At 65.8% G+C, this 26,136-nt stretch carries 21 protein-coding genes; 9 read left to right on the forward strand and 12 right to left on the reverse strand.

Annotated elements, in window-relative coordinates:
- Positions 1-8: 8 nt before the first annotated feature.
- Positions 9-842 carry an SDR family oxidoreductase gene (locus tag AWB94_RS13705; protein ID WP_062655837.1) on the reverse strand — a complete coding sequence of 278 codons (834 nt, stop codon included), beginning with the start codon at positions 840-842 and terminating at the stop codon, positions 9-11.
- A 293-nt stretch (positions 843-1,135) separates the two neighbouring features.
- Between AWB94_RS13705 and AWB94_RS13710 the strand changes: the two genes are divergently transcribed.
- The 4 genes from AWB94_RS13710 to AWB94_RS13720 all read left to right on the forward strand — a co-directional run bounded on the left by AWB94_RS13710 (position 1,136) and on the right by AWB94_RS13720 (position 3,723).
- Complete coding sequence (locus AWB94_RS13710) at positions 1,136-1,474, forward strand: hypothetical protein (RefSeq protein WP_062655838.1); 339 nt, start codon at positions 1,136-1,138, stop codon at positions 1,472-1,474.
- A 180-nt stretch (positions 1,475-1,654) separates the two neighbouring features.
- Positions 1,655-2,002: a hypothetical protein gene (locus tag AWB94_RS13715; RefSeq protein ID WP_062655839.1), complete on the forward strand. Its 348-nt coding sequence runs from the start codon at positions 1,655-1,657 to the stop codon at positions 2,000-2,002.
- 92 nt (positions 2,003-2,094) lie between these two features.
- Positions 2,095-2,259 (forward strand): hypothetical protein, encoded by a 165-nt coding sequence (locus AWB94_RS34160; RefSeq protein ID WP_109762076.1) that lies wholly within the window; start codon positions 2,095-2,097, stop codon positions 2,257-2,259.
- A 21-nt stretch (positions 2,260-2,280) separates the two neighbouring features.
- On the forward strand, positions 2,281-3,723 hold the full coding sequence (locus AWB94_RS13720; RefSeq protein ID WP_201029515.1) for an alpha,alpha-trehalose-phosphate synthase (UDP-forming): 1,443 nt from the start codon (positions 2,281-2,283) through the stop codon (positions 3,721-3,723).
- Positions 3,724-3,727: 4 nt separating this feature from the next.
- On the opposite strand, the gene AWB94_RS13725 is transcribed toward AWB94_RS13720, so the two are convergent.
- The 8 genes from AWB94_RS13725 to AWB94_RS13760 all read right to left on the reverse strand — a co-directional run bounded on the left by AWB94_RS13725 (position 3,728) and on the right by AWB94_RS13760 (position 12,519).
- Complete coding sequence (locus tag AWB94_RS13725; RefSeq protein WP_062655840.1) at positions 3,728-4,213, reverse strand: Cas5 family CRISPR-associated protein; 486 nt, start codon at positions 4,211-4,213, stop codon at positions 3,728-3,730.
- A complete protein-coding gene (locus AWB94_RS13730) occupies positions 4,213-4,905 on the reverse strand; it encodes an Rv1363c family protein (protein ID WP_062655841.1) in 693 nt (230 codons plus the stop codon). The genes AWB94_RS13725 and AWB94_RS13730 overlap by 1 nt, the downstream gene beginning before the upstream one ends.
- A gap of 10 nt (positions 4,906-4,915) precedes the next feature.
- Positions 4,916-6,598, reverse strand: coding sequence for an MCE family protein (locus AWB94_RS13735; protein ID WP_062655842.1), 1,683 nt, complete (start codon positions 6,596-6,598; stop codon positions 4,916-4,918).
- On the reverse strand, positions 6,598-7,770 hold the full coding sequence (locus AWB94_RS13740; RefSeq protein ID WP_062655843.1) for an MCE family protein: 1,173 nt from the start codon (positions 7,768-7,770) through the stop codon (positions 6,598-6,600). The genes AWB94_RS13735 and AWB94_RS13740 overlap by 1 nt, the downstream gene beginning before the upstream one ends.
- Positions 7,767-9,167, reverse strand: coding sequence for an MCE family protein (locus AWB94_RS13745; protein WP_062655844.1), 1,401 nt, complete (start codon positions 9,165-9,167; stop codon positions 7,767-7,769). The genes AWB94_RS13740 and AWB94_RS13745 overlap by 4 nt, the downstream gene beginning before the upstream one ends.
- Positions 9,164-10,222 carry an MCE family protein gene (locus tag AWB94_RS13750; protein ID WP_062655845.1) on the reverse strand — a complete coding sequence of 353 codons (1,059 nt, stop codon included), beginning with the start codon at positions 10,220-10,222 and terminating at the stop codon, positions 9,164-9,166. The genes AWB94_RS13745 and AWB94_RS13750 overlap by 4 nt, the downstream gene beginning before the upstream one ends.
- Positions 10,215-11,252, reverse strand: a complete 1,038-nt coding sequence (locus AWB94_RS13755; RefSeq protein WP_062655846.1) for an MCE family protein — start codon at positions 11,250-11,252, stop codon at positions 10,215-10,217. Before AWB94_RS13755 ends, AWB94_RS13750 begins: the two co-directional genes overlap by 8 nt.
- 64 nt (positions 11,253-11,316) lie before the next feature.
- Positions 11,317-12,519: an MCE family protein gene (locus AWB94_RS13760; RefSeq protein ID WP_062655847.1), complete on the reverse strand. Its 1,203-nt coding sequence runs from the start codon at positions 12,517-12,519 to the stop codon at positions 11,317-11,319.
- Between the two features lie 582 nt (positions 12,520-13,101).
- Between AWB94_RS13760 and car the strand changes: the two genes are divergently transcribed.
- Complete coding sequence (gene car, locus AWB94_RS13765) at positions 13,102-16,581, forward strand: carboxylic acid reductase (protein ID WP_062656132.1); 3,480 nt, start codon at positions 13,102-13,104, stop codon at positions 16,579-16,581.
- A 1-nt stretch (position 16,582) separates the two neighbouring features.
- Here the strand turns inward: car and AWB94_RS13770 are convergent, their stop codons facing one another.
- The gene (locus AWB94_RS13770) at positions 16,583-17,773 is read right to left on the reverse strand and encodes a cytochrome P450 (RefSeq protein WP_062655848.1); all 1,191 of its coding nucleotides are present in this window, start codon (positions 17,771-17,773) and stop codon (positions 16,583-16,585) included.
- 483 nt (positions 17,774-18,256) lie between these two features.
- Between AWB94_RS13770 and AWB94_RS13775 the strand changes: the two genes are divergently transcribed.
- Entirely contained in the window at positions 18,257-19,540 is a 1,284-nt protein-coding gene (locus tag AWB94_RS13775) for a cytochrome P450 (RefSeq protein WP_062656133.1), read from the forward strand.
- Here the strand turns inward: AWB94_RS13775 and AWB94_RS13780 are convergent.
- Positions 19,515-20,045 (reverse strand): nitroreductase/quinone reductase family protein, encoded by a 531-nt coding sequence (locus AWB94_RS13780; protein ID WP_062655849.1) that lies wholly within the window; start codon positions 20,043-20,045, stop codon positions 19,515-19,517. The two genes, AWB94_RS13775 and AWB94_RS13780, sit on opposite strands and share 26 nt — an antisense overlap.
- Before the next feature lie 91 nt (positions 20,046-20,136).
- Here AWB94_RS13780 and AWB94_RS13785 point away from each other — a divergent pair, with 91 nt between their 5' ends.
- Positions 20,137-21,522 (forward strand): wax ester/triacylglycerol synthase family O-acyltransferase, encoded by a 1,386-nt coding sequence (locus AWB94_RS13785; protein ID WP_062655850.1) that lies wholly within the window; start codon positions 20,137-20,139, stop codon positions 21,520-21,522.
- A 17-nt stretch (positions 21,523-21,539) separates the two neighbouring features.
- On the forward strand, positions 21,540-23,672 hold the full coding sequence (locus AWB94_RS13790; protein ID WP_062656134.1) for an aminotransferase class III-fold pyridoxal phosphate-dependent enzyme: 2,133 nt from the start codon (positions 21,540-21,542) through the stop codon (positions 23,670-23,672).
- 11 nt (positions 23,673-23,683) lie between these two features.
- Here the strand turns inward: AWB94_RS13790 and AWB94_RS13795 are convergent, their stop codons facing one another.
- Positions 23,684-24,631: an SDR family NAD(P)-dependent oxidoreductase gene (locus tag AWB94_RS13795; RefSeq protein ID WP_062655851.1), complete on the reverse strand. Its 948-nt coding sequence runs from the start codon at positions 24,629-24,631 to the stop codon at positions 23,684-23,686.
- Between the two features lie 47 nt (positions 24,632-24,678).
- Here AWB94_RS13795 and AWB94_RS13800 point away from each other — a divergent pair, with 47 nt between their 5' ends.
- Complete coding sequence (locus AWB94_RS13800; RefSeq protein WP_062656135.1) at positions 24,679-26,130, forward strand: flavin-containing monooxygenase; 1,452 nt, start codon at positions 24,679-24,681, stop codon at positions 26,128-26,130.
- Positions 26,131-26,136: the final 6 nt, after the last annotated feature.

Genomic DNA, 26,136 nt, shown 5'->3' on the forward strand with positions numbered 1-26,136 from the left:
AGCGGTGGTCAGTCGATGACACCGCGCAGGGCGTCCTCGCCGAAGACCGGGCCCAGCATCGAGGACATGTCCGGCCCCCGCCGCAGGCAATGCCCGCCGTCGACGTTGATCAACTGACCGGTGATCCACGCGGCCGCATCGCTGAGCAGGAACACGGCCGCGTTGGCGATGTCCGCCACCTCCCCGGGACGCGGCAACGGGGTGCAGCTCGCGTAGTCGGCGCTGATCTCCGGGGAATCGAGGATGGGTGCCACCATCTCGGTCTTGATCAATCCCGGCCGGATGCTGTTCACCCGCACCCACGACGGCCCGAGTTCGTCGGCGGCCAACTGCAGCAAGTGGTCGAGTGCGGCCTTGCTCGGGCCGTAGGCCGCGAACCAGCGGTGGGTGTTGCTCGACGCGATCGACGAAATGCCGACGAACGACCCACCGCCGCCTCGCACCATCGCCCTGGCGCTGTGCTTGAGCACGTACATGGTGCCGTTGACGTTGAGGTCCACGGTCTGGCGCCACAGTTCGGAATCCACCTGCGTCAGCGGGCCGATGGTCAAGGACCCACCCGCACAGTGCACGACGCCGTGCAGCCGGCCGTTCCAGGCCGTGGCGGCGTCCACCACGCCGGCCACCTCGTCCTCGTCGGTCACATCGGCCGGTTCGTAGCGGACCCGGTCCGCCCCACCGGCGGCGGTGATCTCGTCGACCGTGGCGGCGAGTCGAGCAGCGTTGCGGCCCACCAGCATTGCGTTGCCGCCGCTGGCGACCACCGCGGCAGCGACGCCCTTACCGATACCGCTGCCACCGCCGGTCACCAGAACCGTGCGATCCGCCAACGAAAGCTGCACCGCGATCCCTCCGTAGAGCGTGCGTATCAACGTGCGCGCTTGTGCGCCAGAACTAGAACACGTTCTCGTCATCGAACCACGCCGCCTCCCAGCCGTACAGCAATGCACGGACTCAGCGATGTCACAGCTATCGTGCAGACTGCGCACAGCATTGGTGCGTCGCGGACTGAATTTCGCCGTCCTGCCAGGCTTTTTCGCCCTCGTCAGCGTATTCTTGGGCCAGGATTCACATCCGACCCCGACCCCGCCCGGCCGAGAAAAACCGGCCAGCAAATCACAGAAAGCGTGACGCCATGGCGACATTCGCCTTTCCTGCCCGTCGACTGATCCTTGCCGGCGGCTTCGCCGCGGCGGTCTTCGCGGCACCCGCGCTTGCGGCGTTCGCCCTCGAGGCGCCCGCCGGACCCGCTCTTGCCGTGTGTCCGACCGGCGAGTCCGAGGACACCTTCACCGGCTCCTGCACGCCCGACCTGGTCCCCAACTCACCGGAATTCGGCAACACCTCGCCGGGCGGGCTGCCCTCCATCGACGGCGTCCCGTGCACCGGCGGCAACTCCGGGCAGTGCATCGGCCTGTCGGAGGATCAGCCGCAGTTCGTGGAGCCGCGCACCAGTGTGAGCTCCAGCCCGTAGCGAAGCCACATCACATCATCCGGCCGGGACGCCCAGACACGGGCGTCCCGGCCGCTTTTGTGCCATCCGATGTCCCACGAGAAACAAACTCCCAGGCAACTCATCGATCTCATGCAGATTTCTGACAGCTTCCTTAGAATCTGTCCGACGTCTCTGTCAATAACTACAGAAAGCGTGACGATGGCGAGCTTCGAGTTTTCCGTTCCACGACTGATCCTTGCCGGCGGATTCGCGGTCGCGGTGGCCGCCGCCCCGGTCGTCGCCGCCATCACGACCGTCGGCCCGGCCGACCGCCCGGTGCTGGCGTGCGACTCCGGTGAGGAAGAAGACCTGTTCACGGGCAGCTGCCTGCCGCACACGGTGCCCAACTCCCCGGCGACACCGTTCAGCTCCATCCCGGGCAACCCCGACCTACCGGCCATCGGGGGGATCCCCTGCACCGGCCACAACTCGGGTGAGTGCATCGGCCTGTCCGAGAATGCGCCGCAGTTCCAGCAGCCGGAGACCAGCGTCAGCTCCAGCCCGTAACTCAGGTCCCGTCATTTGGACCCAGCGTCCCGGAACTGGCCGGTGACCCGGCCTGGCGCCGTGCGCCGTACCGGGTCACCTAGAGTAAGAGGATGCCTGCAAAATCTGAGACCGCCGATATCGGCGAAGTCGAGCCGGTTGCCGACGACACCGCCAGCCAGGCGCGTCGTGTCGTGGCTGCCTACGCCGCCGATGCCGACGAATGTCGGATGTTCCTGTCCATGCTCGGTATCGGTCCGGCGAAGCAAGAGGCGTAGGTGGTGGCCGGAGACGGAAATTTGACCGACTCCACACCCGTCGAGGGCACCTCCGACTTCGTCGTGGTCGCCAATCGGCTCCCCATCGACCAGGTGCGCCTGCCCGACGGCACGACCACCTGGAAACGCAGCCCCGGCGGCCTGGTGACCGCCCTCGAGCCGTTGCTGCGCAAACAGCGCGGCGCCTGGATCGGCTGGCCCGGTGTCCCTGACAGTGACGAGCAGCCGATCGTCCAGGAGGGGCTGCAGCTCTTCCCGGTGCGGCTGTCTGCCGAGGATGTCGCCGAGTACTACGAGGGCTTCTCCAATGCCACGCTGTGGCCGCTGTATCACGACGTCATCGTCAAACCCGAGTACCGCCGGGAATGGTGGGAACGCTACGTCGAGGTGAACCGGCGCTTCGCCGAAGCCACGTCCAAGGCGGCGGCCCCCGGAGCCACGGTGTGGGTACAGGACTACCAACTGCAGCTGGTGCCCAAGATGCTGCGCAAGTTGCGCCCGGACCTCACCATCGGGTTCTTCCTGCACATCCCGTTCCCGCCGGTCGAGCTGTTCATGCAGATGCCGTGGCGCACCGAGATCATCGAGGGCCTGCTCGGTGCCGACCTGGTCGGCTTCCACCTGCCCGGCGGGGCGCAGAATTTCCTCATCCTGGCCCGGCGGCTGGTCGGCGCGAACACCTCGCGCGGAACCGTCGGCGTGCGGTCCCGGTTCGGCGAGGTGCAGGTGGGTTTCCGCACCGTCAAGGTCGGCGCCTTCCCCATCTCCATCGATTCGGCCGAACTCGACGCCAAGGCGCGCGACCGCGGAATCCGTCAGCGCGCCAAGCAGCTTCGCTCTGAGCTCGGAAACCCGCGCAAGATCATGCTCGGTGTGGACCGCCTCGACTACACCAAGGGCATCGACGTCCGGCTCAAGGCGTTCGCCGACCTGCTCGCCGACAAACGCGCGGACCGCACGGACACCGTGCTGGTCCAGCTGGCCACCCCCAGTCGTGAGCGGGTGGAGAGCTACATCGAGATGCGCGAGGGCATCGAACGCCAGGTCGGCCACATCAACGGTGAGTACGGCGAGGTCGGCCGGCCCGTCGTGCACTACCTGCACCGCCCGGTGCCGCGGGACGAACTCATCGCCTTCTTCGTCGCCGCCGACATCATGCTCGTCACCCCACTGCGGGACGGGATGAATCTGGTGGCCAAGGAGTACGTGGCGTGCCGCAGTGATCTCGGCGGTGCCTTGGTGCTGTCCGAATTCACCGGCGCGGCTGCGGAATTGCGCCAGGCCTACCTGTGCAACCCGCACCACACCGACGGCGTGAAGGAAGCCATCGAGCAGGCGCTGACCCAGACACCGGAAGAGGGCCGGCGGCGGATGCGAGCACTGCGCCGCCAGGTGCTCGCGCACGACGTCGACCGGTGGGCGCGCTCGTTCCTGGATGCGCTGGCCACCGCCCGCAGCGCCTGACGGGCTACACCGGCTGGATGTAGTTGATCAGCCACTTCCCGTCGATCTTCTGATAGTCGACGCGAAGGCGGCTGCCGTCATACACCGGTTGCTTCGACTTGTCGGTGACGGTCCGATTCATGAAGACCAGCACCGAGGCCGAATCCCGTTGAGCCGCCAGCATTCCGGCACCGACCACGTTGGCCTGGCTGACCACCTGGCGATCACGGGCCTGCGGGATGATGTCCTTGGCGGCGCGGTCCTCGAACTCACGCCGGTAATCGGGGGTCAGCAGTGTCGCCGCTTCGGTCAGGCTGCGTTCCACCGTCTGGTAGTCGTAGCCGAACACCTTCGGGATCTGCTCGGTGGCCAGCGCGGGCAGCGCGTCGCTGGCGGCCTGCACCGCCCGGTTCTGCGTGCGGTCCCAATACAGCGCACCACCGACCGCGGACAGGCCCACCAGTCCCACCGCGAAGACCAGCACCACGAGGGCAATGAGCTTGCCGCGCATCAGTTTCCACCCTCGGGGTACTTGAGGTCGTATCCGGTCATGTGGCCGTTGTCGTCCTCGTGCACGACGACTCGCATCCGGTAGGCCTGCGACGGCTTGTTGACACCGTCGAGGTCGGTCACGGTGACCCGCACCGCCACCAGCACCGCGGCGTTGCGCCCGACCTCGTCGATCTTCTCCAGCGCGGCACCGCTGACCACGGCCTCCGAACTGGCCTGGGTGTCCCGGAAGATGGCCTTGAGGTTGTCGACGTTGTTGCCCTGGCTCATCATGTCGCGCAACGGACCGCTGGTGCCGTCGACGAAGCGGTTCACGCTCTCGTCGATGTTGTTCTGGTTGTAGCTGAACATGTTCAGCACCGTCTGCTCTGCGGTGTCCACGAAGCGCTGCTGGCGCGCGATCACGGCGTCGGCATGCCGATGCTGGTTGAGCAGCACCAGCACGGTGGTGACGAGCACGGCGGCGGCCAGCACCGCGGCGACCGCCGAGACCAGCGCCACTCGGCCGCGGTTGGGTTGCCGGCGCGGCAGCGACACCGCCTTCTTCGGCTTACCGCCCCGCCCGCCGGTGGGCGCGCTCACCACCACCGGGTCAGGTGCCGGCGCCGGGGTGCCACCCGCGGGTCCCGCCGCGCGCGAGGCACGCCGCCGGACCGGCTTCGGCCCGTCCGCCGAAACCTGTTCCTCAACCATCTAGACCTGCCTAAACCTGCTTGGGCGCCATCATCAAATCTACCCAGTTCTCCGCCGGTGAGAACTTGTCGGATCCGGAGGCGAACACCCCCGTGCCGCCCGATGGGTCCGCGAACACACCGGTCCTCGGATCGTAGGTGGTGCTCGCCGGAGCACTGGCCTGGGGTTGCGGCGCCTCGGCGGGCAACGGCGGCGGTGGCGCATCGGCGGGCGGCGGCGGTGGCCGGCGCCCGTATGGCGGCACCACCTGATCCGGCGGCGCGTAGAACGTGCCCGGCGGCGCGGGCGGGTTGTCGTTGGGCGGCACCGGCAGCGGGAACGGCGCATTGGGCGCCGGGCCCGGACCCGGCTCCACGCCGGGTGGCAGCTGCACCGCGGGTGGACCCGGGTCGTAGTCCGCACCGGGCGGGATGTTCGGGAACTTGTTGGGCGGCAAGATGTTGCGCCCGTCCTCGACGGGGGTTCCGTACGGAACCGGCGGGCCGCGCCACGGGTTGTTCCCGATCGGCACATATCCGCGCGGATCGCGGCACAACTGGATGGTCGGTGCCCGCTTGCCGGGGAATTCCTGGCAGGGGTAGTTGCGGGCGCCACGTACCACCGACGGATCGTTCTGCGCGGTCTTGCAGTACAGGTCGTTGGGCAGATCGCGCAACGTCGTGTCGGCGGGTGAGCGGATCTGAGTGGGCGGCAGGAAGCCGGTCACACACGGCGGCGCATCGCCGAGGTCGACCTTGAAGTCCAGCTTGCCGCCCTCGTCGAAGGGCAGCCCGCCACCGACGGTGTTCAGTGCGGCGATCAACGCGGGGAAGATGACCAGTGCCTGTTCGATCGACTTGTGGTAGATCACGCCGATGCGGCCGAAGTCGGCCAGGTTGGCGGCCAGCATCGGGAAGGTCGGCCGGATACCGGCGAAGGTGGTGTTGGCTTCGGCCACCGCGCCCGGGACCGTCTTGAGCACCGATCGCAGCTGCGGATCGGCGTTGGCCACCTCGGTGGTCAGCCGGGCCAGGCCGTCGGCGGTGGATTTGATGTCCGCACCGGCCCGGATCTGGGCGTCCAGGAACGGGCCGACCTGGTCGATCAGCTGGCTGGTCTGGCCGTAGTTGGCGTTGGCCTCGTCGACCAGCAGGCGCGAGGACTGGATGAGCCGAGCCAGCTCGGGACCGGATCCGTTGAACGCCTTGAACGTTTCCTTGAGCAGTTCCTGGATGCGGCTGTCCCCGATGCTGCTCACCAGGTCATCGGCCTGCTTCAGCAGACCGGCGATGTCCTGGCCGATCGCGGTGCGTTCGACGCCGATGCTGGAACCGTTGCGCAACAACGCCTTGGCCGCCGCCTCCCCGTTTCCGGGCGGTACCAGGTCGATGTACTGCTCGCCGACGGCCGACACGCTCTTGACGGTGGCGGTGACGTTCTCGGGCACGTCGGTATCGGTGTTCAGCCGCATATGCGCCACGACGCCGTCGTTGGTCAGCCCGACCGATTCGACCCGGCCGATCGTGACGCCGCGATAGGTCACGTTCGCGTTCGGGTACAACCCACCGCCGGCCACGAAATTCGCGGTGACGTTGTAGGTTCCGATCCCCAGCGCCGCCGGGACGTGCAGATAGAACGCCGAGATCGCAGTCACCGTCAGCACGGTGACCACCGCGAAGATCGACAACTGAAGTCGCGTCAACCGGTCCAGCATTACGGAGTACCTCCGTGCTGGGTGGCCGTGCCGGGCGGGATCTTGAAGGGGTCGGCGGCCTGTCCGGACAGGTTGGCCATGGCGCCGGTCAGGAAGTCCGGCGGATTGATCACCTCGTTCAGATGCTTCATGTTCGGGTCGAAGAACGACGTGGTGAAGATCGATTCGCCGAAGCGCCGCACGGTGAGGTCGAACGTCACGAAGACGTTCAGATAGTCACCGCGCACCGCGTTGCGCAGGTACTTGTAGTGGAACGGGAAGGTGGGCAACAGTTCCAGATCCACGATGACGTCGTCGGCATTGTCGTTGAAGGCCTTGATGACCGGGAAGAGGTCCTTCATATCGGCGGTGAAATCGGCCTTGGTCTCGGAAAGTACGCGGGCCCCCACCGTGGCGAACTTCTGCAGCGCGCGGAACGCATCGACGATGTTGGACCGGTTGTCGTTGAGCACCTTCAACGCGTTGGGCAGTGTGTCCAGGGTGCGGCCCAGGTTGTCCCTGCTGCGGGCCAGCATGGACGCGAATCGGTTCAGCCCGTCCGCCGCGGCGATGATGTCGTTGGTCTGCTGGTCCAGTGACGAGGTCAGTTCGGCCAACCGGGGCAGCAGCCCGGCGAAGCTTCCGGTGCGCCCCGCGACCGCCGCGTACGCCTCGTCGGTGATGTCCTGCAACGCACCGAGATTGCCCTTGTTGACCACCACACCCAAGGAGGACAGGACTTCCTCGGTGGTCGGATAGCGGCCGATGCTGCCGAGCGGGATGTTCGAGCCCTGCTTCAGCTTCCCGACGGCCTTGCCCTCCGGGGCGGCCAGTTGGACATGCTGGGAGCCCAACAGCGAGGTCTGCGCGACGGTCGCGGTCGAATTCTCCGGCAGGTTCACATCACCGTCGAGTGACAGCTTGACCGCGGCGTAGAAGGTACCGTCGGGCCGCTGCACGGCGTCGATACCCGACACGCTGCCGACGGTCACGTCGTCGACCATGACCGGCGAATTCTGGGGCAGGGTCGCCACATCGGGCAGTTCCACAGTGATGGTGTAGGACCCCGGACCGTGGCCCGCGGTACCCGGCATGTCGAGCGAGTTCAGCCCGCCGAAGGAGCAGCCGGCCACCAGCAGCGCGCCGGATCCCAGGGCGGTCGTGCGCAGCGTCGCCGTTCTGAGTCGCCTCATCCGCCGGCTCCCTGCGGTGCGGCCGCCGGGGCCGGACCGGGCGGCGGACCCGCCCCCATCGGCGGCGCCGGTGGCACCGGCCCCGCCGGCGAGATCTGCCCGGGGACCGCGGGCGGCGGCAGGATCAGGTCACTGAGGTTCCCGTCGGGACCGGTCGTCGGCGGTGTGACACCGGGCGCCGGTTGCCATTGCAGATAGGACACCGGGGTCTGGGCCTTGGCCTCGGTCGCGGGCGTGTCGTAGATGATCTGCCCCTTGTACGCGGTGATGCTGTCGATCGGATGGAACAGCACCGGCGGATAGTTCATCGCGATGCGCTTGAACACCGGCCCCATCCGCTGCCGGCAGATCTCCGCGCGCTTGTAGTTGTCGGCCGACGCGCCGACATCGAAGGTGCCGCCACAGATGAACTGCACCGGATTGGCGAAGTTCGGCAGTGACAGCAGACCACCGACGGTGCCCTGGGCGGGGTTGTAGATGTTGTAGAAGTTGGCCAGCCCGTTGGGCGTGACGTGCAGGATCTGTTCGATGTCATCGCTGTGGTCGTTGAGGATCTGGGTGAAGTCGGCCAGCTTGCCCACCGAATCGATCAACGATTTGTTCGAATCGTGCAGCAGCCCTTTGACGTCCACGAGTGCCTGGTTGAGAGCGCCCAGGGTGGCGTCCAGGTCTTGCGAGCTGGACGCCAGCACCTGGGACACCGATGCCACGTGGCTGGTGAACTGCACGATCTGTTCGTTGCTGTTGGCCAAGGCATTCACCAGGACCTGCAGATTGCGCACCGTCCCGAAGAGGTCGGTGCGCGAGTCGCCCAACCGGCCCGCGGTCTGCGACAGCTCGCGCAGCGCCTCGCGGAACGAGTCACCGTTGCCGTCGAAGGTGTCGGCGGCCTGGTTGACCGCGGCCACCAGCGGCCCCTGTACGCCGTTCTGTTTCGGTCCGAGCTGGGCCGACAGCGCCGTGAGTTGCTCCTTGACCTCGTCCCACTCGACCGGCACACCGGTTCGGTCCAGCCCGATCTGGGCGCCGTCGGCCAGCGCTTCGCCGCCGGTGAAGGCCGGGGTCAGCTGAATGAACCTGGCCGACACCAGGTTCGGCGCGATGATCAGGGCTCTGGCATCGGCGGGAACCTTGATGCCCGGATCCAGGGTCATGGTGATCTTGACATCGTCGGCGCGTGGCTGGATGGCATCGATCCGCCCCACCGGCACCCCGACCACTCGGACGTCGTCACCGGGGTACAGCCCGACCGCGGTGGGGAAGTAGGCGACCACTTTCTGCCCGCCGCGGCTCGGCCACACCACGTACACCCCGATGGCGAGCAGGGCCACCAGTACCGCGGCGAGGGCAGCACGCAACCAGGGTGCGCGCTTCGATGTCGAATCCGATTGTGTCATGGTGATTTAGGCCTAATGATCAGGCGTTCGGAGATGTAGCCGCGCAGCATGTCGGCCAGGCTGTCGGGCAGCTTGCCGGGCTGGAAGTAGGTGTCCAGCAACACCTCGGATATGGTCGCCGGCGGCAGGCCGTAAAGGTTGATGTTGAAGCCGGGGCCGTTGCCGACCACCTCGGCCAATGCGGTGGCATAGCCCGGCAGGCGCTTGAGCGCCTCGCTGATGTGCTCGCGCCGTTCCAGCAGGTTGGCCATCACGGCGTTGAGGCGCCGCAGCAACGGTTCGAACTCACGCTTGTTGTCGGCGACGAACCCCGAAAGCTGATGTGAGACATCGTCGATGCCGGCGATAAGCGTGTTCAGGGCCTGGCGGCGTTCGTCCAGGGCGGCGAACAGCAGGTTGCCGTCGGTGACCAGTTTGTTCACCTGATCGGCTCGCTGGGCCAGGGTGTCCGAGACATTCTTGGCGTGCCGGAGCAGCTCTTCGAGCGCCTGGTCGCGTTTGTTGAGGCTGCGGCTCAAACTGGCCACGCCGTCCAGCGCGCCGCGCAGTTGCGGCGTGGCGTCGCGCAGGGTGTCGGTCAGGGTTTGCAGCGCCTGCTCGAACTTGGGCTTGTCCAGGGCGCTGACGTTGCCGCCGAGATCCTGCAGCGCCGTGTTCAGCGTGTAGGGAGTCGTGGTGCGCCCCACCGGGATCACCGTCGAGTCACCACTGCCCTTCGGGGTCACCGACAGCGATTTCTGGCCCAGCACGGTATCGGTCTTGATGGCCACCAGGCTCTGGTTGCCGACCTTGATGTTGCGATCGACGGTGAAACCGACCTTGGCCTGATCGCCCGCCAGGGCCACCGAGGTGACCTTGCCGACCTTGATACCGGACACCGCGACGTCGTTGCCCGGCGAGATGCCGCCGGCGTCGGTGAAGTAGGCCTCGTAGTTGCGGCCCTGCGGCCACCATGGCAGACCGGTGTAGCCGAAGGAGATCAGCACCAGGCAGACCACCACGAAGATGCCCAGGATTCCGGTCCGTAGCGGGTTGTTGCCCTTGGGATTAGCCATTGGCCGAGCACCTCCCCTTGGTCGGGTCCGGTGGACCGCCGAACGGGATCAGGATGTCGCTGCCCGCCGGCCCGTTGATCTTCATCCGGATCGAGCAGTAGTAGATGTTGAAGAACGAGCCGTACGCGCCCAGCGCGTTGAGCCGCAGGTAGTTCTCGGCGAGCGGCTCGATGACCTTGTTGACATCGGCCTTGCGCTCGTCGACCCGCTGCAGGAACGGTCGGGCGTTTTCGATGACGCCCTGCACCGGTCGGCGGGAGGCCTGCAGCATCTCGGTCAGGTCGTTCTCGGCCGAGGCCAGCGGTCCGATCGCTCCGGCGATCGGATCGCGTCCCTCGGCCAGGCCGGTGATGAGCTTCTGCAGTTCGTCGACGCTGGCATTGAACTGCGCGCCTTTGGCGTCGACGGTGCCCAACACGGTGTTCAGGTTGTTGATCACGTCGCCGATGAGCTGGTCCCGGTTGGCCAGGTTCTGGCTGAACGAGCTGGTGTTGGCCAGCAGGTTCTGGATGGCCCCGCCCTGCCCCTGCAACAACTCGATGACGGCATTGCTCACCTCGTTGACCTTGTTCCCGTCCAGCCCCTTGAGGACGGGCCGCAGACCACCCAGCAGCGCGTCGAGATCCAGTGCGGGCTGGGTGTTCTCCCGCGCGATGGTGGCGCCGGGCGGGAGCTTGCGCAGTTCCCCTGGGCCCGAGGTGATTTCCAGGTAGCGGTCACCGACCAGGTTCTCGTAACGCACCACCGCACGGGTCGACGTGTAGAGCTGGTAGCGCTTGTCGACGTCGAACGCCACGTCGACGGTGTTGTCGGGATTGAGCTTCACCGCGTTCACGCTGCCCACCGGCACACCGGAGATGCGCACGTCCTGCCCCGCCTTGAGCCGCGAGGCCTCGGCGAAGGTCGCGTGGTAGGAGCTGCTGGAGGCGAACCGGAACTGGCCGAAGACCACCACCAGTCCCGCGGCAACCAGCAGCATCGCCACCGTGAAGACGACAACGTTGATCAGTGTTCGCCTCTCGCTGCCCATCAGCAGCCCACGTTCTTGAGCATCGGGTATTCGCGCAGGCGCTCATCGCGGCGCAACCTGATCATCAGAAATCATCCCGTTCCGCGTAGGCACCGTTGAACAGGAACTGCAGCGTCGACGGAGCGTTGAACGCGACCTCGGTGTTGGGCTGGTAGGGCACGTAGGCGTTGTCGGTCACCAGGAACGGCGCGTGGTACCAGCTGCCGCCGAACTGTTTGGTCGGCACGTCCGGCAGACCGCGGCAGTTCGGGCCGCCGGATGCGTTCACCATGGGCAGGCTCTCCGGGTAGGTATAGGCCGGCGAACCGGGCAGGAAGTTCGCCGCCACGAACAGGCCGGGGCGGATACCTCCGATGACCGGTGCGAAGGTGTCGTTGGCCTTCCGGACTCCCTTGAACAGGCAGCCGAATTCGGGGGAATAGTCCGCCGACACCTTGGTCAGCGCCCGCAGCCGCTGGATGGCGGCGATGTAGTCGTCGGCGGCCGGGGCCAGTGTGGCGGTGCCGTTCTCCGCGAAGCCGGTGGCGGCCAGGAGCGCGGCATTCAGGTTGTCCTGTTCGTCGACGATCGTCTTACCCAGCTTCGGGGCATTGTCCAGCACGGTGGCCAGATCGGCGCCGGCGTCACTGTAGATGTTGGCGACCACACCGGCCTTGGCGATATCGGACTGCAGAGTGGGCAATTTCGGATTGAGCTGCGCCAGATAGCTGTTCAGGCCCGCCATGGTGGCGCCGAGATCATCCCCGTGCCCGCGCAGGCCTTCACCGAGTGCGGTCAGCGTGGCGTTCAGGTTGACCGGGTCGATCTTGTGCAGCACGTCGGTCAGCGTCTGGAACAAGGTGTTGACTTCCAGCTGGACGCTGCTGGCCTCGATGTTCGCCCCGGATTGCAACGGGGTGCTCCGCGGCTGCGGCGGCGGCAGGAATTCGACCGATTTTGCGCCGAAAACCGTTGTGCCGCCGATCTTCACCGCGGCGTTGGACGGGATGAACCGCATCTGGCTGCGATCGATGTCCAAGGTCAGCTTGGCATGGTCACCGGCATAGGCGATGTGGGTGACCTTGCCGATCTGGATGCCGCGGAACTTCACCTTGGCGTCGGTCTCCATCACCAGGCCGGCCCGTGGCGAGGTGACGGTGACGGTGACGGTCTGGGTGAAGGCCGCGGTATAGGACAGGTAGGTGAACAGCACCGCGGCGGCGACGATTACGGCGAGGATCGCGGCGGCGATCCTGACGTGACTGCGCTTGGCGTCACCGTTTGCCATGAACGTCCTCGCGTGCTTCGGGGTCCGGTCGGGTTCGGGGAAGATTCAAGGTATCGGACGCGCACGGCTCACTGCTCGAGATGGCCGAACTGTGCGCCGGTTGTGTCACGGATCGAGCATCCGCACCGACGGCGAGCTTCCGCTGGATCCTCCGCCCGGCGGTTGCGTCACCGGCACGGTGGCGTCACTCAAGGCAAGCCCCAGTGGGGTTGTCTGGCTTTCACACGCCCCCCTTGCCCGACCCACGTCCACCATATCGCCGACAGCATACTAACTAGAACGTGTTCATCGGAACAATTCCGGCAAGTGCTGGCGATTTCACGTGAACTCCCAGGTGATGCCGTCGGCGGTGGCTGAGAAATTGGAACGCGTTCTCATTGACCGACGGACGCTGTGGACCACCGTGTGACGATCGGCAGGCCGTCTCGTTCAGCAAACGACGAGGTGGGCGCTGCACCGGATATCGAGTCATTGACAACGCGCGTGTGCAGCGGGCACGCTGCTTAGCGCCCCTGGCGATTTCCGTGACTGCGCAGCATGCGATCCCGAGAAGGCAGAACCCCCATGACGGAAAACAAGACGATGGGCGTTGCCGATCTCGAGCGCATCACCGCCAAACTGATGGGCCTGTTCGGATCGGATCAGCAGTTCGCGGCGGCGATGCCAGTGCCCGCGATCGCTGACACCGTGAAAGCCCCCGGCATGCACATCGCCCCGATGGTGGCCGCAGTGATGGAGGGTTATCGGGATCGGCCCGCTCTCGGCCGGCGAGCCCATCGGCTCGTCACCGGGGAGGACGGACGCACACGTCGCGAGTTCCTCGATCATTTCGACACCATCACCTATGCCGAGCTCTGGCGCCGGACCGGCGTTGTCGCCAGCGCCTGGCGGTACAACGGGCCGGCAGCCGTGAACGCCGGCGATTTCGTGTGCACGGTCGGCTCCCCCGGCATCGACTACACCGTGCTGGATCTGGCATGCATCCGGATGGGTGCGGTCGCGGTGCCGCTGCCTGCCACCGGCGCGCGTTCCGACCTTTCGGCGATGCTCGGGGAGGTCGAGCCCACGGTCCTATGCGCCGGAATCGACGCACTCGGGCTCGCGGTCGAGGCCGTACTCGGCGGTGGACACTCGCCTGGGCAGATCGTCGTCTTCGACTACCTACCCGAGGTCGACGAGCAGCGCGAGGTGCTCGAAGCCGCCACCGCCGCGCTGGCGCGGCGCACCACCGTCGAGGTCGTCACGCTTGCGGCCCTCATCGAGCGGGGCGGGCGGCATCCCGTCGTCACCCCGTACGTCCACGAAGACGACGAGAACCCGATGGTGGCCCTGCTTTACACATCGGGCAGCACAGGCAGCCCGAAGGCCGCCATCTGTACCGAGCGGATGTGCGCGATGGCATGGATCTCGGCGTCGCTCGCTCCGGCGATCGGCCTGACGTACATGCCGATGAGCCACTTCTACGGGCGCGGTTTCCTCTACACCACACTGTCGGGCGGCGGCACGAACTATTTCGTCACGAAAGGCGACCTTTCCACGCTGTTCGACGATCTCGCCATCATCCGCCCGACCTCGTTGCCGCTGGTTCCGCGCGTTTGCGAGATGATCGCACACCGCTACCACGGCGAGGTGGCGCGCCGCGTCGGCGACGGTATGGACCGCTCCGCCGCCGAACACGGTGCCAAGGAATTCGTGCGCAATGACCTGCTCGGCGGCCGATATCTGTGGGCCAGCTGCGCCAGCGCACCGCTGTCGGCGGCGATGCACGAGTTGATGGAGGATCTCCTCGATGCGCCGCTGGTCATCAGTTACGGGGCGACCGAGATCGTCGGCGTCACCATCGACGGGGTGGTGTCACGCCCGCCGGTCATCGACTACAAGCTGGTCGACGTGCCCGAGTTGGGCTATTTTGGTACCGACAAGCCATACCCTCGCGGCGAGCTCCTGGTGAAGACCGAAAACGCGATGGCCGGCTATTTCAAACGGCCCGAGCTCACCGCGCACACATTCGACGAGGACGGCTACTACCGCACCGGCGACATCATGGCCGAGATCGCCCCCGACCGCCTGATGTACGTCGACCGCCGCAACAATGTCCTCAAACTCGCCCAGGGCGAGTTCGTCGCGGTATCGCAACTGGAGGCCGCGTTCAGCGGCCATCCCCTCATCCGGCAGATATTCGTGTACGGCAACAGTGAGCAATCCTTCCTGCTCGCTGTGGTGGTGCCCGATGCCGAGCTCGGCGACGCTCCGCACGCCGCGCTGCGTCGTCGGATCCGTCTGGCGCTCAACGACATCGGCCGTGAGGCCGGCCTCGACTCGTGGGAGGTCCCACGCGATTTCCTCATCGAGCCAGAACCCTTCACGACGGAGAACGGTCTGCTCACCACCTCGAACAAGCCGGCCCGTCCGCGGTTGACGGCGCGTTACGGCGCCCGGCTGGAGCGCCTGTACACCGAGTTGTCGGACCGGGCCGCCGAGCGTCTCCGCGACCTGCGGTCCGGCAGCGCCGACCGCAGCGTGCTGGATACGGTGAAACGAGCGGTCCAGGTGACGTTGGAGTTGCCGTCCGATGACACCGTCGAAGACATCCGGTTCATCGACCTCGGCGGTGACTCCCTGTCGGCACTGTCGCTCTCGACGCTGCTGGAGGATGTCTTCGGAGTCGATGTGCCGGTGGCCGAGATCATCGATCCCACCACCGATCTGTCCCGACTCGCCGACCGGATCTCGGCGCGCTCGGACCGGCAGTCTGCGACGCCGACGTTTACGTCGGTGCACGGGGTGGGCACCGGACGCGTCTTCGCCAGCGATCTGACGCTGGACAAGTTCATCGATCCAGAACTCCTGGTACGTGCGCGTGCGGCAGGGCGGCCGGCCGATCGGCCGCATACGGTTCTGCTCACCGGCGCGAACGGCTTTCTGGGCCGGTTCCAATGCCTGGCCTGGATGGAACGGTTGGCCGCCGTCGGTGGACGGGTGATCTGCATAGCCAGGGGCAGCTCCGATGCCGACGCCCGCCGGCGGATCGAGGCTGCCACCGCCACCGATGATGCGTTGGCGCAACGATTCACCGAGCTGGCAGGTGACCATCTGGAAGTACTGGCCGGTGACCTGGCTGCCGAGCGGCTCGGGCTGCACAACGACGACTGGGACCGGCTCGCCGAGGACGTCGACACCGTGGTGCACACCGGGGCACTGGTCAACCACCTGCTGCCGTACCGGCAGCTGTTCGGGCCCAACGTTTCCGGCACCGCCGAGGTGCTGCGGCTCGCCATCACCCACCGGCTGAAGCCGGTGACCTTCGTGTCCACCGTCGCCGCCGCCATCACCGCCGACGGGCAGATGGCCGACGAGGACGCCGACATCCGCGCAGTCAGCGCCTACCACGATCTGAGTGACTCGTACGCCCATGGCTACGCGGTCAGCAAGTGGGCCGGGGAGGTACTCTGCCGGGACGCACATCAGCGGTGCGGATTGCCTGTTTCGGTGTTCCGCTGCAACATGCTGTTGGCGCACAGGACCTTTGTCGGGCAGATCAACGCGCCCGATGTCGTCAGCCGGCTGCTGGCCAGTGTACTGAGCACCGGCTTGGCACCCGGGTCGTTCTATACCGGCGATCCCGCGACCGCCCATTTCGACGGTCTTCCGGTTGACTTCGTTGCCGAAGCGACGGTCCGGATCCGTCAGTCGACGGGGCTGCACACCTTCAACGTGGTCAATCCGCACCGAGACGCCGTGTCGTTGGACACCTTCGTGGACTGGCTTGCCGAGGCGGGTTTTCGCATCCACCGCATCGCCGATTACGGCGAGTGGTTTGCACGCGTGCAGACGAGTCTTCGGGATGTGCCCGAACATGTTCGCCACTACAGCCTGCTGAACCTGCCGAGCGCATTCACCACGCCCGGTGTGGCGATGGCCGGATCTGCGTTTACTTCCGACCGCTTCCGCTCCGCCGTAGCTGACCACGGCCTCGGTGGCGGCGAAATCCCGCCGGTGTCAAGGGAACTGGTGCTCAAGTACGCCACCGACCTGACCCGGCTCGGCGTGCTTCAGGCCTGACTCACCATGTCACGGGCAGCTCGAAGAAGCCGCCCGTGAGACTGTCACCCCGCATGGGCAGTTCCGACAGGTCTCGCTCGAGATGCAAGGTGGGCAGTCGTGCGACAAGTTGGGTGAGGACTTCGGTGATCTGCAACCGGGCAAGCGGAGCGCCGACGCAATACCGCGCACCGTAGCCGAAGGTCACATGCGACGCGGTGGCGCGTGTGATGTCCAGCCGGTCGGGAGAATCGAACACCGCCGGATCGTGATTGGCGGCACCCACATCGAGCAGGATGAGGTCACCGGCGCGGATCCGGGCACCGGCAATCTCGAAGTCTTCCCTGGCGTACCGGGGAATCTCGCCACCTCCGGTCCGGGAGGCCCGCAGTGTCTCCTCGACCGCGTTGGGTACCAGATCCGGCCGGTCCACCAATGCCTGCCACTGGTCCCGGTTGGTCAGCAGGAGCAGAGTGGCCAGGCTGATCTGCACGACCGTTGTCTCGTGACCGCCGAGCAGCAGTGCCATCGACTGAGAGGCGATCTCGTGATCGGCCACCGCGTCCATGGCACACAACCGCGAGATGACATCGTCCGCAGGTTCAGCGCGCTTGCGGTCGACGAGTTGCAGCCCATACCCGAAAAGCTGGCCGATCCCCCACTGCGACAGTGCGTTGTCCTTCGTGTTGGTGGCCGCGGCCGTCCACTCGCGGAAGTCGTCTCTGTCCTCGTGTGGCACACCGAGCAACTCACACAGCACCACCATCGGAAGGGGCAGTGCCACAAGTTCATACAGGTCAGCGGGCGGACCCTGTTCGATCATCCGGCCCAGCAGCTCGGTGGTGTGTTCACGAACCCGGCCGGCCAGCGCCCGCATCTGCTTCGGCGCGAAATGTGGTTGCATCAACCGACGCCCGCGCGCGTGGTCGGTTGATTCGTTCGCGAAATCACCGATCGGGCCACCGAAGAAGGCGGATTTTCCCGTCCTCGACGCCTTTTCGGGTTCTGGGTGCGACCGTCCAACCCGATCGTCGTCGAACAGCGCGCGGACAGTCGCATGGTCGGTCACCAGCCAGGCCGGGTCACCGACTGCCGTCAGCACGGGATGAACGGCCCCCTCGGCCTGCAGCCGCCGGTGTTCGGGCGAGGGCACGAACAGACCATCACGCGGAAATGGAAGCCTCGGCGGCTCGGTACGCGGTTCAGCAGTCATCGACTCCCCCGGAATACAGCTACGCTGTCTAGTCTGACTTCGGTGATCAGAATAAGCACGACGAAGCGGTCACATCAGGCGATCAGCGACATTGGGCCACCGCAGCCGCGATTGCTGCTCCCGTCCTCCTACGGCCCATCTGCGCAGTGTATGGCCATACCCTGGGTGCAGGGAACGTTATCTGTCAACCGATGGTGGTCCACCGACCTGCAATGCGGGCCGTTTCCCTCACTTGCCTTGCGCCGATTCCTTGGCAACGAACGGTAACACGTTCTAACATGACGACATCGTCGCCGGCAACGCTGTTCTGCCGGCGACTCAGGGTTCGATCATCAGCGCGCCACGCCCAGGGGGGATGGACAGGTGTTGCAATCCGGCGTTTCGTTTCCCGAGTCGAGCACCAACTACGTGAGCCCGCCTCGGCTACGCGCGGCGCGGGCGGTGTCGGCAGTGGTACCTCGATTGGGCGACACCCTGGGCCTGATGCTGGACCCCACCCTCTACCTCTTCGAAAAGTACCGACAGCACGGTCCGGTGTTCGATCTGAAAACGCCGTACCTGACATATACGGTGCTGGCCGGTACCGAAGCGGCGAACTTCATGAGCAGCAAACAAGGCCGCGAATGCCTCACCGTGGGCAGTTCCTGGCGATTCGTGGAAGAAGAGTTCGGCGGCAAGGATTCCCTGGTCGCGGTGGACGGCGATCCGCACAAGCAGTGGCGCACACTCCTGCAGCGTGGCTACTCACGTGAGGCGGTGGCCGGCCGTTACGCCGAGGCCGTCGACGTGATCGACGAAGCGGTGGACAAGCATTGGCGCCCGGGCCGGCCGGTGCAGGTTCTCCCGGCGATGCAGAAACTTTCGATCGCCCAGGTGGGCACGTTCGTCGGCGGGGTGCGCCCGACCGATGCCGAGATCGACGACATCGCGTTGGTCACCCGAGAGATCCTCAAGATTGCTCCGGTACAACACATTCCGAAGGCGATGTTGCGTCTTCCCCGCTACGTCGGCGCGCGATCGCGGGTGAACATGGTAGCCACGTCGGCCATCGCGCTGGCACGCCGAGCCCGCAACTCCGGTGCATCCGACCGGTCGATCCTGCTGCGCGACATCCTGGATTCCTGCGGCGACGGCCTCGGCGGGGCGAGCCAGCGCAATATGCTGTTCCACTGTGTCCTTCCGTACTTCGCAGGTGTCGAAACAACTTCGGCGACCGCGACGTTCGCGTTGTACTTGATCCTCAAGCATCCTCAGGTATTGGACCGGATCCGAGCAGAGGTCGATGACCTGTTCCGGGAGCCAGACCTGACCCACGACACCTTGTTCCAGGCAACACCCGTACTGCACGGCGCGGTGACAGAAGCAATGCGACTGTATCCGATCGCATCGTTCCTCATCCGCGTCGCCGCGCGGGATTTCGAGTTCCACGGTCGCCTCGTCAAGCGTGGTCAGCACGTGTTCATCGGCACGACGGTTCCGCACTTCCTGGCCGAGCACTATCCGGATCCCATGACGTTCGACGTCGACAGATACCTGTCGTCGGCGGTCCCGCACCGCAGTCCGGGCGCCTACTCACCATTCGGCCGGGGACCGCACATGTGCATCGGCAAAGGGTTGGCCGAGGCGCTGATGCAACTGACACTCGCTCGCATCATCGCACGCCGCGAGCTGCGGCTCACCTCGCCGTCGTACCGCCTGACCAACCGGCTCTCATCGAGTTCGCCATCGCCGAGGTTCGCCGTCAATGTCGTCGGTGCGCGGCAGTGACGGTGCAATCGAGCCTGAACACCCGGGGCTGGCGGCCGGACTTGCGTTCGCAATCGGCATGGTACGGCGACCGTTGCAGGATCTGCCGCCATACGGTGTCACGCGCTTGTCCTTCTAACAGCGTTGCTGTGCAGTCTGTTTCGTCTCCACCGATGTTGATTCGACACTCCGGCCGGTTCATCAGCCATGACGTCCACAGCGGATGGTTGGGGCGCGACCAGTTCGTGCCGACGATGTACCGGTGTCCGCCGATTGCCAGGTACTGCAGCGGAACGACGACGACGGCACCACGCGCGTTCGATACCATCAGCGTCACGGCGGGGATCCGGGACACCGCGGTGACCGTCCACCGCCCACGGGTGATCCGGTACAGCACGCGATCAGCAGCCACGGAGGACCGCCGGATCGGAGCGGCCCAGTCGTGGTGGCCGACGGCCAGCACTGCCCGCCGGACCACCCCGACGATCCCGCCACGCTCGGGCTGCGACTCCTCCGACGAGACCATTTGTCCTCCAATGCTTCTCACGATCACCACCGTCGCCATCACGATAACGCTCGAGGCTCACGTTGTACGACCGAGATGAGGGGAATTCCGGATGGACCAGTTGACCGGATACGACGCCAGCTTCCTGTACCTGGAAACCCCGACGCACTACCACCAGGGTTGCGGGGTGATCATCCTCGACACATCGACCATGCCCGGCGGTTACCGGTTCGACACGGTACGCACCTGGCTCGCCGAGAGGATTCGGGAGATACCCACATACACCGAGAAGGCATTCGACCCCTGGTACAACCTGGGGCACCCCTTCTGGGTGAAGGATCAGTCGTTCGACCTGGACCGGCACGTGCACCGTGTCGTGATCCCCGCCCCGGGCACCGAGGAGCAACTGGCCCAGGCATGTTCGGCGATCGCCTCGACACCGCTGGATCAGCGGTATCCGCTGTGGACCATCACCATTATGGAGGGCTTGGCCGACGGTAATGTCGCGGTACTGATCAAACGCCACAACGCCAGCCTGGACGGGGTGCGTGGCAATTCCCAACTCGGCCAACTCTGCGGCACCGCGGCCACGGAGTATGCGGTGGTCCGCGACGCCGGGGTGGCCCGGCCGGCGGCGATCGCCCTCGCCGGGGCCCGCACCATGGTCAGGAAACCGGTCAATCTGGGCCGGATGATCGCCGAAGCGGTCCGAGCCCGCCGGCACCGCGACGTGCCTCCGCTGCCGGCCGGCGTACCCGCCCCGATGTCCGCACCCAGAACATCTTTCAACACGACTCTGACGCCCAACCGGAACCTGGCCTGGGCCAGCTTGCCGATGGACGAGGTGCTGGACGTCAAGCGCAGGCTCGGGGTGAAGCTCAACGACGTGATGCTGGCGTTGACCGCCACCGTCATGCGCCAGTACCTCCTGAGTCGCCACGAACTGCCCGATCGCCCGCTCCGGGCATTCGTCCCGGTGTCGGTGCACGACAAACCCGGGCAGCACGGCCGGAACCGGACGACGGGCTTGCTGACCAGCCTGCAGACCCGTACCGAGGACCCCGTACAACGAGCTCGCGAGATCGCCGTCATCACCGATGCCGCCAAACGGCATGCGGAGGCATTGGGCCCCGGGCGTATTCACGACTGGTTCGATTTCAGCGCCCGCTACTGGGGTCTGTTGTTCCGGTGCTACTCGCGGTTGAGACTGGCTGATCGGCACCGTGTCATGCAGAACCTGGTGCTGTCGAACATCGGCGGCCGCCATGAGAATCTCTTCTTCGCCGGCGCGCGGGTAGCGGCGTTCTATCCCTTCGGGGCGCCACTCGACGGCGGTGCGTTGTTCATGACGGTCGCATCCCACGACGACCGGCTCAACATCGGTCTGATCGCGTGCCCGGAGATCGTTCCACGGCTGGGCGATCTGGTCGCCGGATTCCCGGTCGCTTTGCGGGAATTGAGCGCAGCACTCGACGCCGCAGCGGCCACCGCCGAGTGATCGGCAAGGAGACCACCATGTGCCCGGATCGGTATCGTGGAGCCACCGAAGCGACCATCGGCACCCTTGTCGGGCTCAACCGGAGCAAGCGTCCCAACATCCTGGTCTCCGGCTTGGCCATCACCGTGGAGAGTGCCCAGGTCGGCTATCTCGTCAACGAACTGCTGCCAGGCAACGGTGATCACGTCACCTATTACGCCAACTCCCTTGAGGAAGCGTTATCGGGTGCCATCCGACTTGTCAGACATACCAGCAAGCTCGAGGGGAGCCCGGATCCCCAGGCCTGGATCCTGGTGTTCGATCCGAGCGATCGGCTGCGCCGATATTTCGACCCGCTCACCGAAGCGGCGGAGACGGCCATGGTCCGGCACGTCCGCTTCGTTTCTTCGTCGACGGGCGCGATGGACGCACTCACCGCGGAGGCGTGGGCTGCGTTGGTGGTACTGGACGCCGACGATGGTGCAGCCGAACTGATGGCCGTAGCGCAGCGACGCGAAATGCTCCGGGTGGTGGCCGAAAGCCGCGCGTTGCCGGAGCCCGAGGAGCTGGCCCGGCGCCTCGTTGAGGGCGACGTCTACGTCTTCGGCGAGAACCTGACCGACTTCCAGGTGCCTTTCGGCTGTTACACGATGTCACCGTCGGCCTATCGGGTGTGGGACAACCCGCTGGATGCCATGGCTCAGACGTCGACCTTCGCGGCGAACGCCAGCTCGTTGACATTGGTGATGGCCACGCTGCGCGAACATGGCTATCTCAGCGCCGAGCGCGACCGGGTGCTCGCCGAGATCGCCGGGTCGCGCCGGCTGCGCAACGACTATTTTCGCCGGTTCGCCAATCCGTCTGCCGCCGACCTGATGGAGGCGTTCGGGCTGGACTTCGACTTCGCCGAAGCCTACGGTGCGCGGATCACCCTGCGGGACGGCGACAGCCTGCTGGACTGTGCGCTGGGAAACGGCGCCAACCTGCGCGGGCACAATCCACCCGATATCGCCGCCGAGTTGACCGGACACGATGAGACGGTCGACTACACCGGCCGCCTGGAACGGCTGCTGTTCGAGCTGAGCGGATTCGATGTGACGCTTCCCGCGGTTAGCGGGGCGACCAGCGTCGAAAACGCGCTGTATCTCGCGCGGATGGTACACCCGGACCGGCCTCGGATCGTGACGTTTCGCGGCAACTTCTCGGGCAAGACGGCCGCGACCCTAAACGTGAGCCGATACGGTCCGCAGCGGTCAGCCAGTATCGACGGTGCCTTCGAACCCTATTACCCGGACGTCGTTTTCATCGATCCGTTCGGTGCGGGGGCAGCCTCCCGGCTCGCCTCGGTGTTGGCCGATCGCGACGTGGGCTTAGTGTGGTGCGAGCTGATCCAGGGGATGTCGTGCCAGGGGATCCCCGACGAGCTGTTACAGATCGTCGGGGAACACAAGCGCGAATCGGGGTTCCTGGTCGGTGTCGACGAAGTGCTGACCGGTGTGTGGCGCAGCGCGGACACCTTTCTGCTGCAGCAGTCCTGGCTGCCGGGTGTCGCGGATATCGCCACGATCGCCAAGCCGTTGTCGGACATGATGATCCCGATGGCCGCCACCCTCACCACCCGTGCGGTGATCGAAGCGGCTCGCCACAACCACGCCGAAGCTGTCGACGAGCTGCGGCACCGCTACCGCAACAATCTCGGTGCCCATGTGGCCTGGCACGCGCTGCGCAGCGTCAATACCGAGGAGGCCCAACAGCGTAGGCGCAGCGAACGGGAAACGCTGCGCGACGGCCTGGAACGGCTCGCCGCGCGGTCACCGCTGTACGAGTCGGTACAAGGCCACGGCACCCACATACGGTTGATCACCAATTCGCGGCACTTCCCGTTTCGCGAGAACGGTGTGATGGGCGAATTACTCGGCCAGGCCTTCGAGGACCTGATCCTGCGCCGATGCCGGGTGATCCTGGGTCGCGGACGGTTCTTTCCGCCGCTGTTCCCCCCGACCGGAACCGCCGAACAGGCCGTCGCTCGCCTGGAGTCCGGTTTGGACGGCGTGACCGCGGCCACCGTCTATGCCAACCTGCTGCGCAACCTGGCCGGTTTGGCCGCCTTCGCGGCGCGTCGGCAGTTTCACCGCCTTCGCGTTCGGGCACCGATAGGGCAACGGACATGACATGGCCGAACTCAGCTGAAGGGCGACGGCTTCCACCACCACGGTGCGGCCATGTCGGCGTCGATTCCGGCGGCTGCGTTCGCGTCGTCGAAGACGGTGCTGACCCCCTCCGGGGAGACCGCGGACGGCCACGGCCGGTAGCGGTCGATTTTCGCGTATCGAAGTCCCGGCGCCAGATCGGTGTCGGTGAGTTGGTCGTGCAACCAGGTGGCGGATCGGACGGCTGTGCTGAACCCGTCCCAACGGCCGAATTTCGTGAGTACGTGGCGAAACGACCAGCGCGACAGCCAGTTCAGATTACGGGCGATGTTGGTTTCGGCCATGATCCCTGGTTCGTAGGCGAGGATCGTGAACCGGCGCGGAGCGCGTTCGGCGTAGGCACGGCACAGGTCAACGGTGGCCCGCTTGCTGGCGACGTAGGCCTGCGGACCCGGCATCGACCCGGGTTGCAGTGCCACGGTGAGCGGCACCGTCGCCGGCGCAGGCAATCCTGTCCACCACCGGCGCCGCGCCTGCGCCCCGGACCCCACGAAGACTATCGTCAGGTCGCCGCGCTCGTCGACGCATGCCGACAGACGAGCCAGAAGAAGGTGTGGCGCAACGAGATTTGTGACGAACGTGGCGTCAAGGCGATCGACTGTGGTGTCAGACCGTGCGCCGGGGTGCACGGCGGCATTGAGTACAACGGCACCCAGCGGCGGCAGTCCACCGGACCGCAACACGTCAGTCAGTTGTCCGGCCGCTTCCCGGACGGTGTCCAGACGGGACAGGTCGCACACCACGTAGTGCGCATACCGGTCCCCCAGTCGCGCAAGCAGTTCGGCTCGCCGTTGGGCGTTGCGGCACAGGAAGATCGCGTGATGCGAGCCGGACTCCATGATCCGCTGGGCCAACGCCAAACCGAGCCCGGAGGTCGGGCCGGTCAGCACCAGGGAACGCCTGGGAGCCTGTTCGTCCATACCTCAGCACAGTACGGCCAATGGCGCCCGAACCCACCGGAGATCAGATGAACAGCGCAGAACCCGAACATGTCGACGTTATCGTGGTGGGTGCCGGTATCGCGGGTATCAGTGCGGCCTGGCATCTGCGAAAGCACTGCCCCGCCCTGGACATGGTTGTGTTGGAGGGCCGTTCGGAGCTGGGTGGAACATGGAGCCTGTTCCGGTATCCCGGGGTGCGTTGCGATTCTGACATGTACACGCTCGGTTTCTCCTTCGCTCCGTGGACCAGGGAGGACGCCATCGTCGGCGGTGAGGTCATCCTGTCGTATCTGAAACAGGTTGCAGATCAGGAGAACATCACGCCGTTCATCCGATTCGGCAACCACGTGCACGCTGCGCGCTGGTCCTCACGGCACAACAGATGGACCGTCGAAGTGGACACCCCGGATGGTCCGCGACAGCTCACCTGCTCCTTCCTGATGGCCTGCACCGGTTATTACCGCTACGACGGCGGCTACCTTCCGGAATTCCACGGAATCGACGAGTTCGCAGGACCGGTGGTGCACCCACAACAATGGCCCGATGACCTCACGGTCACCGGCAAACGCATAGCCGTCATCGGCAGCGGCGCTACGGCGATGACCCTGGCACCCCGGCTGGCCGAGGAAGCCGGTCACGTGAGCCTGGTACAGCGGTCACCTACCTACGTGGTGAGCCGGCCGCGCCGGGACCGGTTTGCGAACCTCCTGCTGCGCTGGCTCCCCCGGCGGGCAGCGTATTCGGTTATCAGGGTCAAGAACGTGTCGATGATGACGTTGTCGCTCTACATGGCCCGGAAGGTCCCGAAGCGTATGGGCGAAGCCATCATCGGACGCACCAAACGCGAGCTGCCACCGGACTACGACGTGGACAAGCATTTCCGGCCGAGGTACAAGATCTGGGACAACCGATTGTGCCTCATCCTCGACGGTGATCTGTTCAAGTCGATCGGGCGGGGCGACCTCACCATGGTCACCGGCGAGATCGACCGTTTCGACCGGGACGGCCTGTTCCTCAGCACCGGCGAACACATCCCGGCCGATATCGTGGTCACGGCGACCGGCTTCCACATGCGGCTCTTCGGCGGGGTCGACCTGTACCTGGACGACCGGCCGATCGATCTCACCGACACGGTCTGCTACAAGGGCATGATGCTCGACGGCGTGCCGAATTTTGCATTCACGGTGGGTTATCAAGCGGCCACCTACACACTCAAGGCCGATATCGTGTCCCGGTACGTGAGCAGATTGCTCAACCACATGGCCGAGAACGACATATCGTGCGCCACTCCGCATCTCGACGAGTCGGTGCAGCTCGAACCGTTCACTCAATACCGGCCGGGTTATGTGCAGCGGGTGCTGGACACCCTGCCGCGGCAAGGTTCGAAACCGCCATGGCGGCTGAGCATGAACTATTACCGGGATTCCTGGATGGCGAAGGTCCAGCCGGTTGCTGACACCCACATCCGGTTGTCGTGACTACCG

The organism is Mycolicibacterium canariasense, from assembly GCF_002101555.1.
In the GTDB taxonomy this organism is placed as follows: Bacteria; Actinomycetota; Actinomycetes; order Mycobacteriales; family Mycobacteriaceae; genus Mycobacterium; species Mycobacterium canariasense.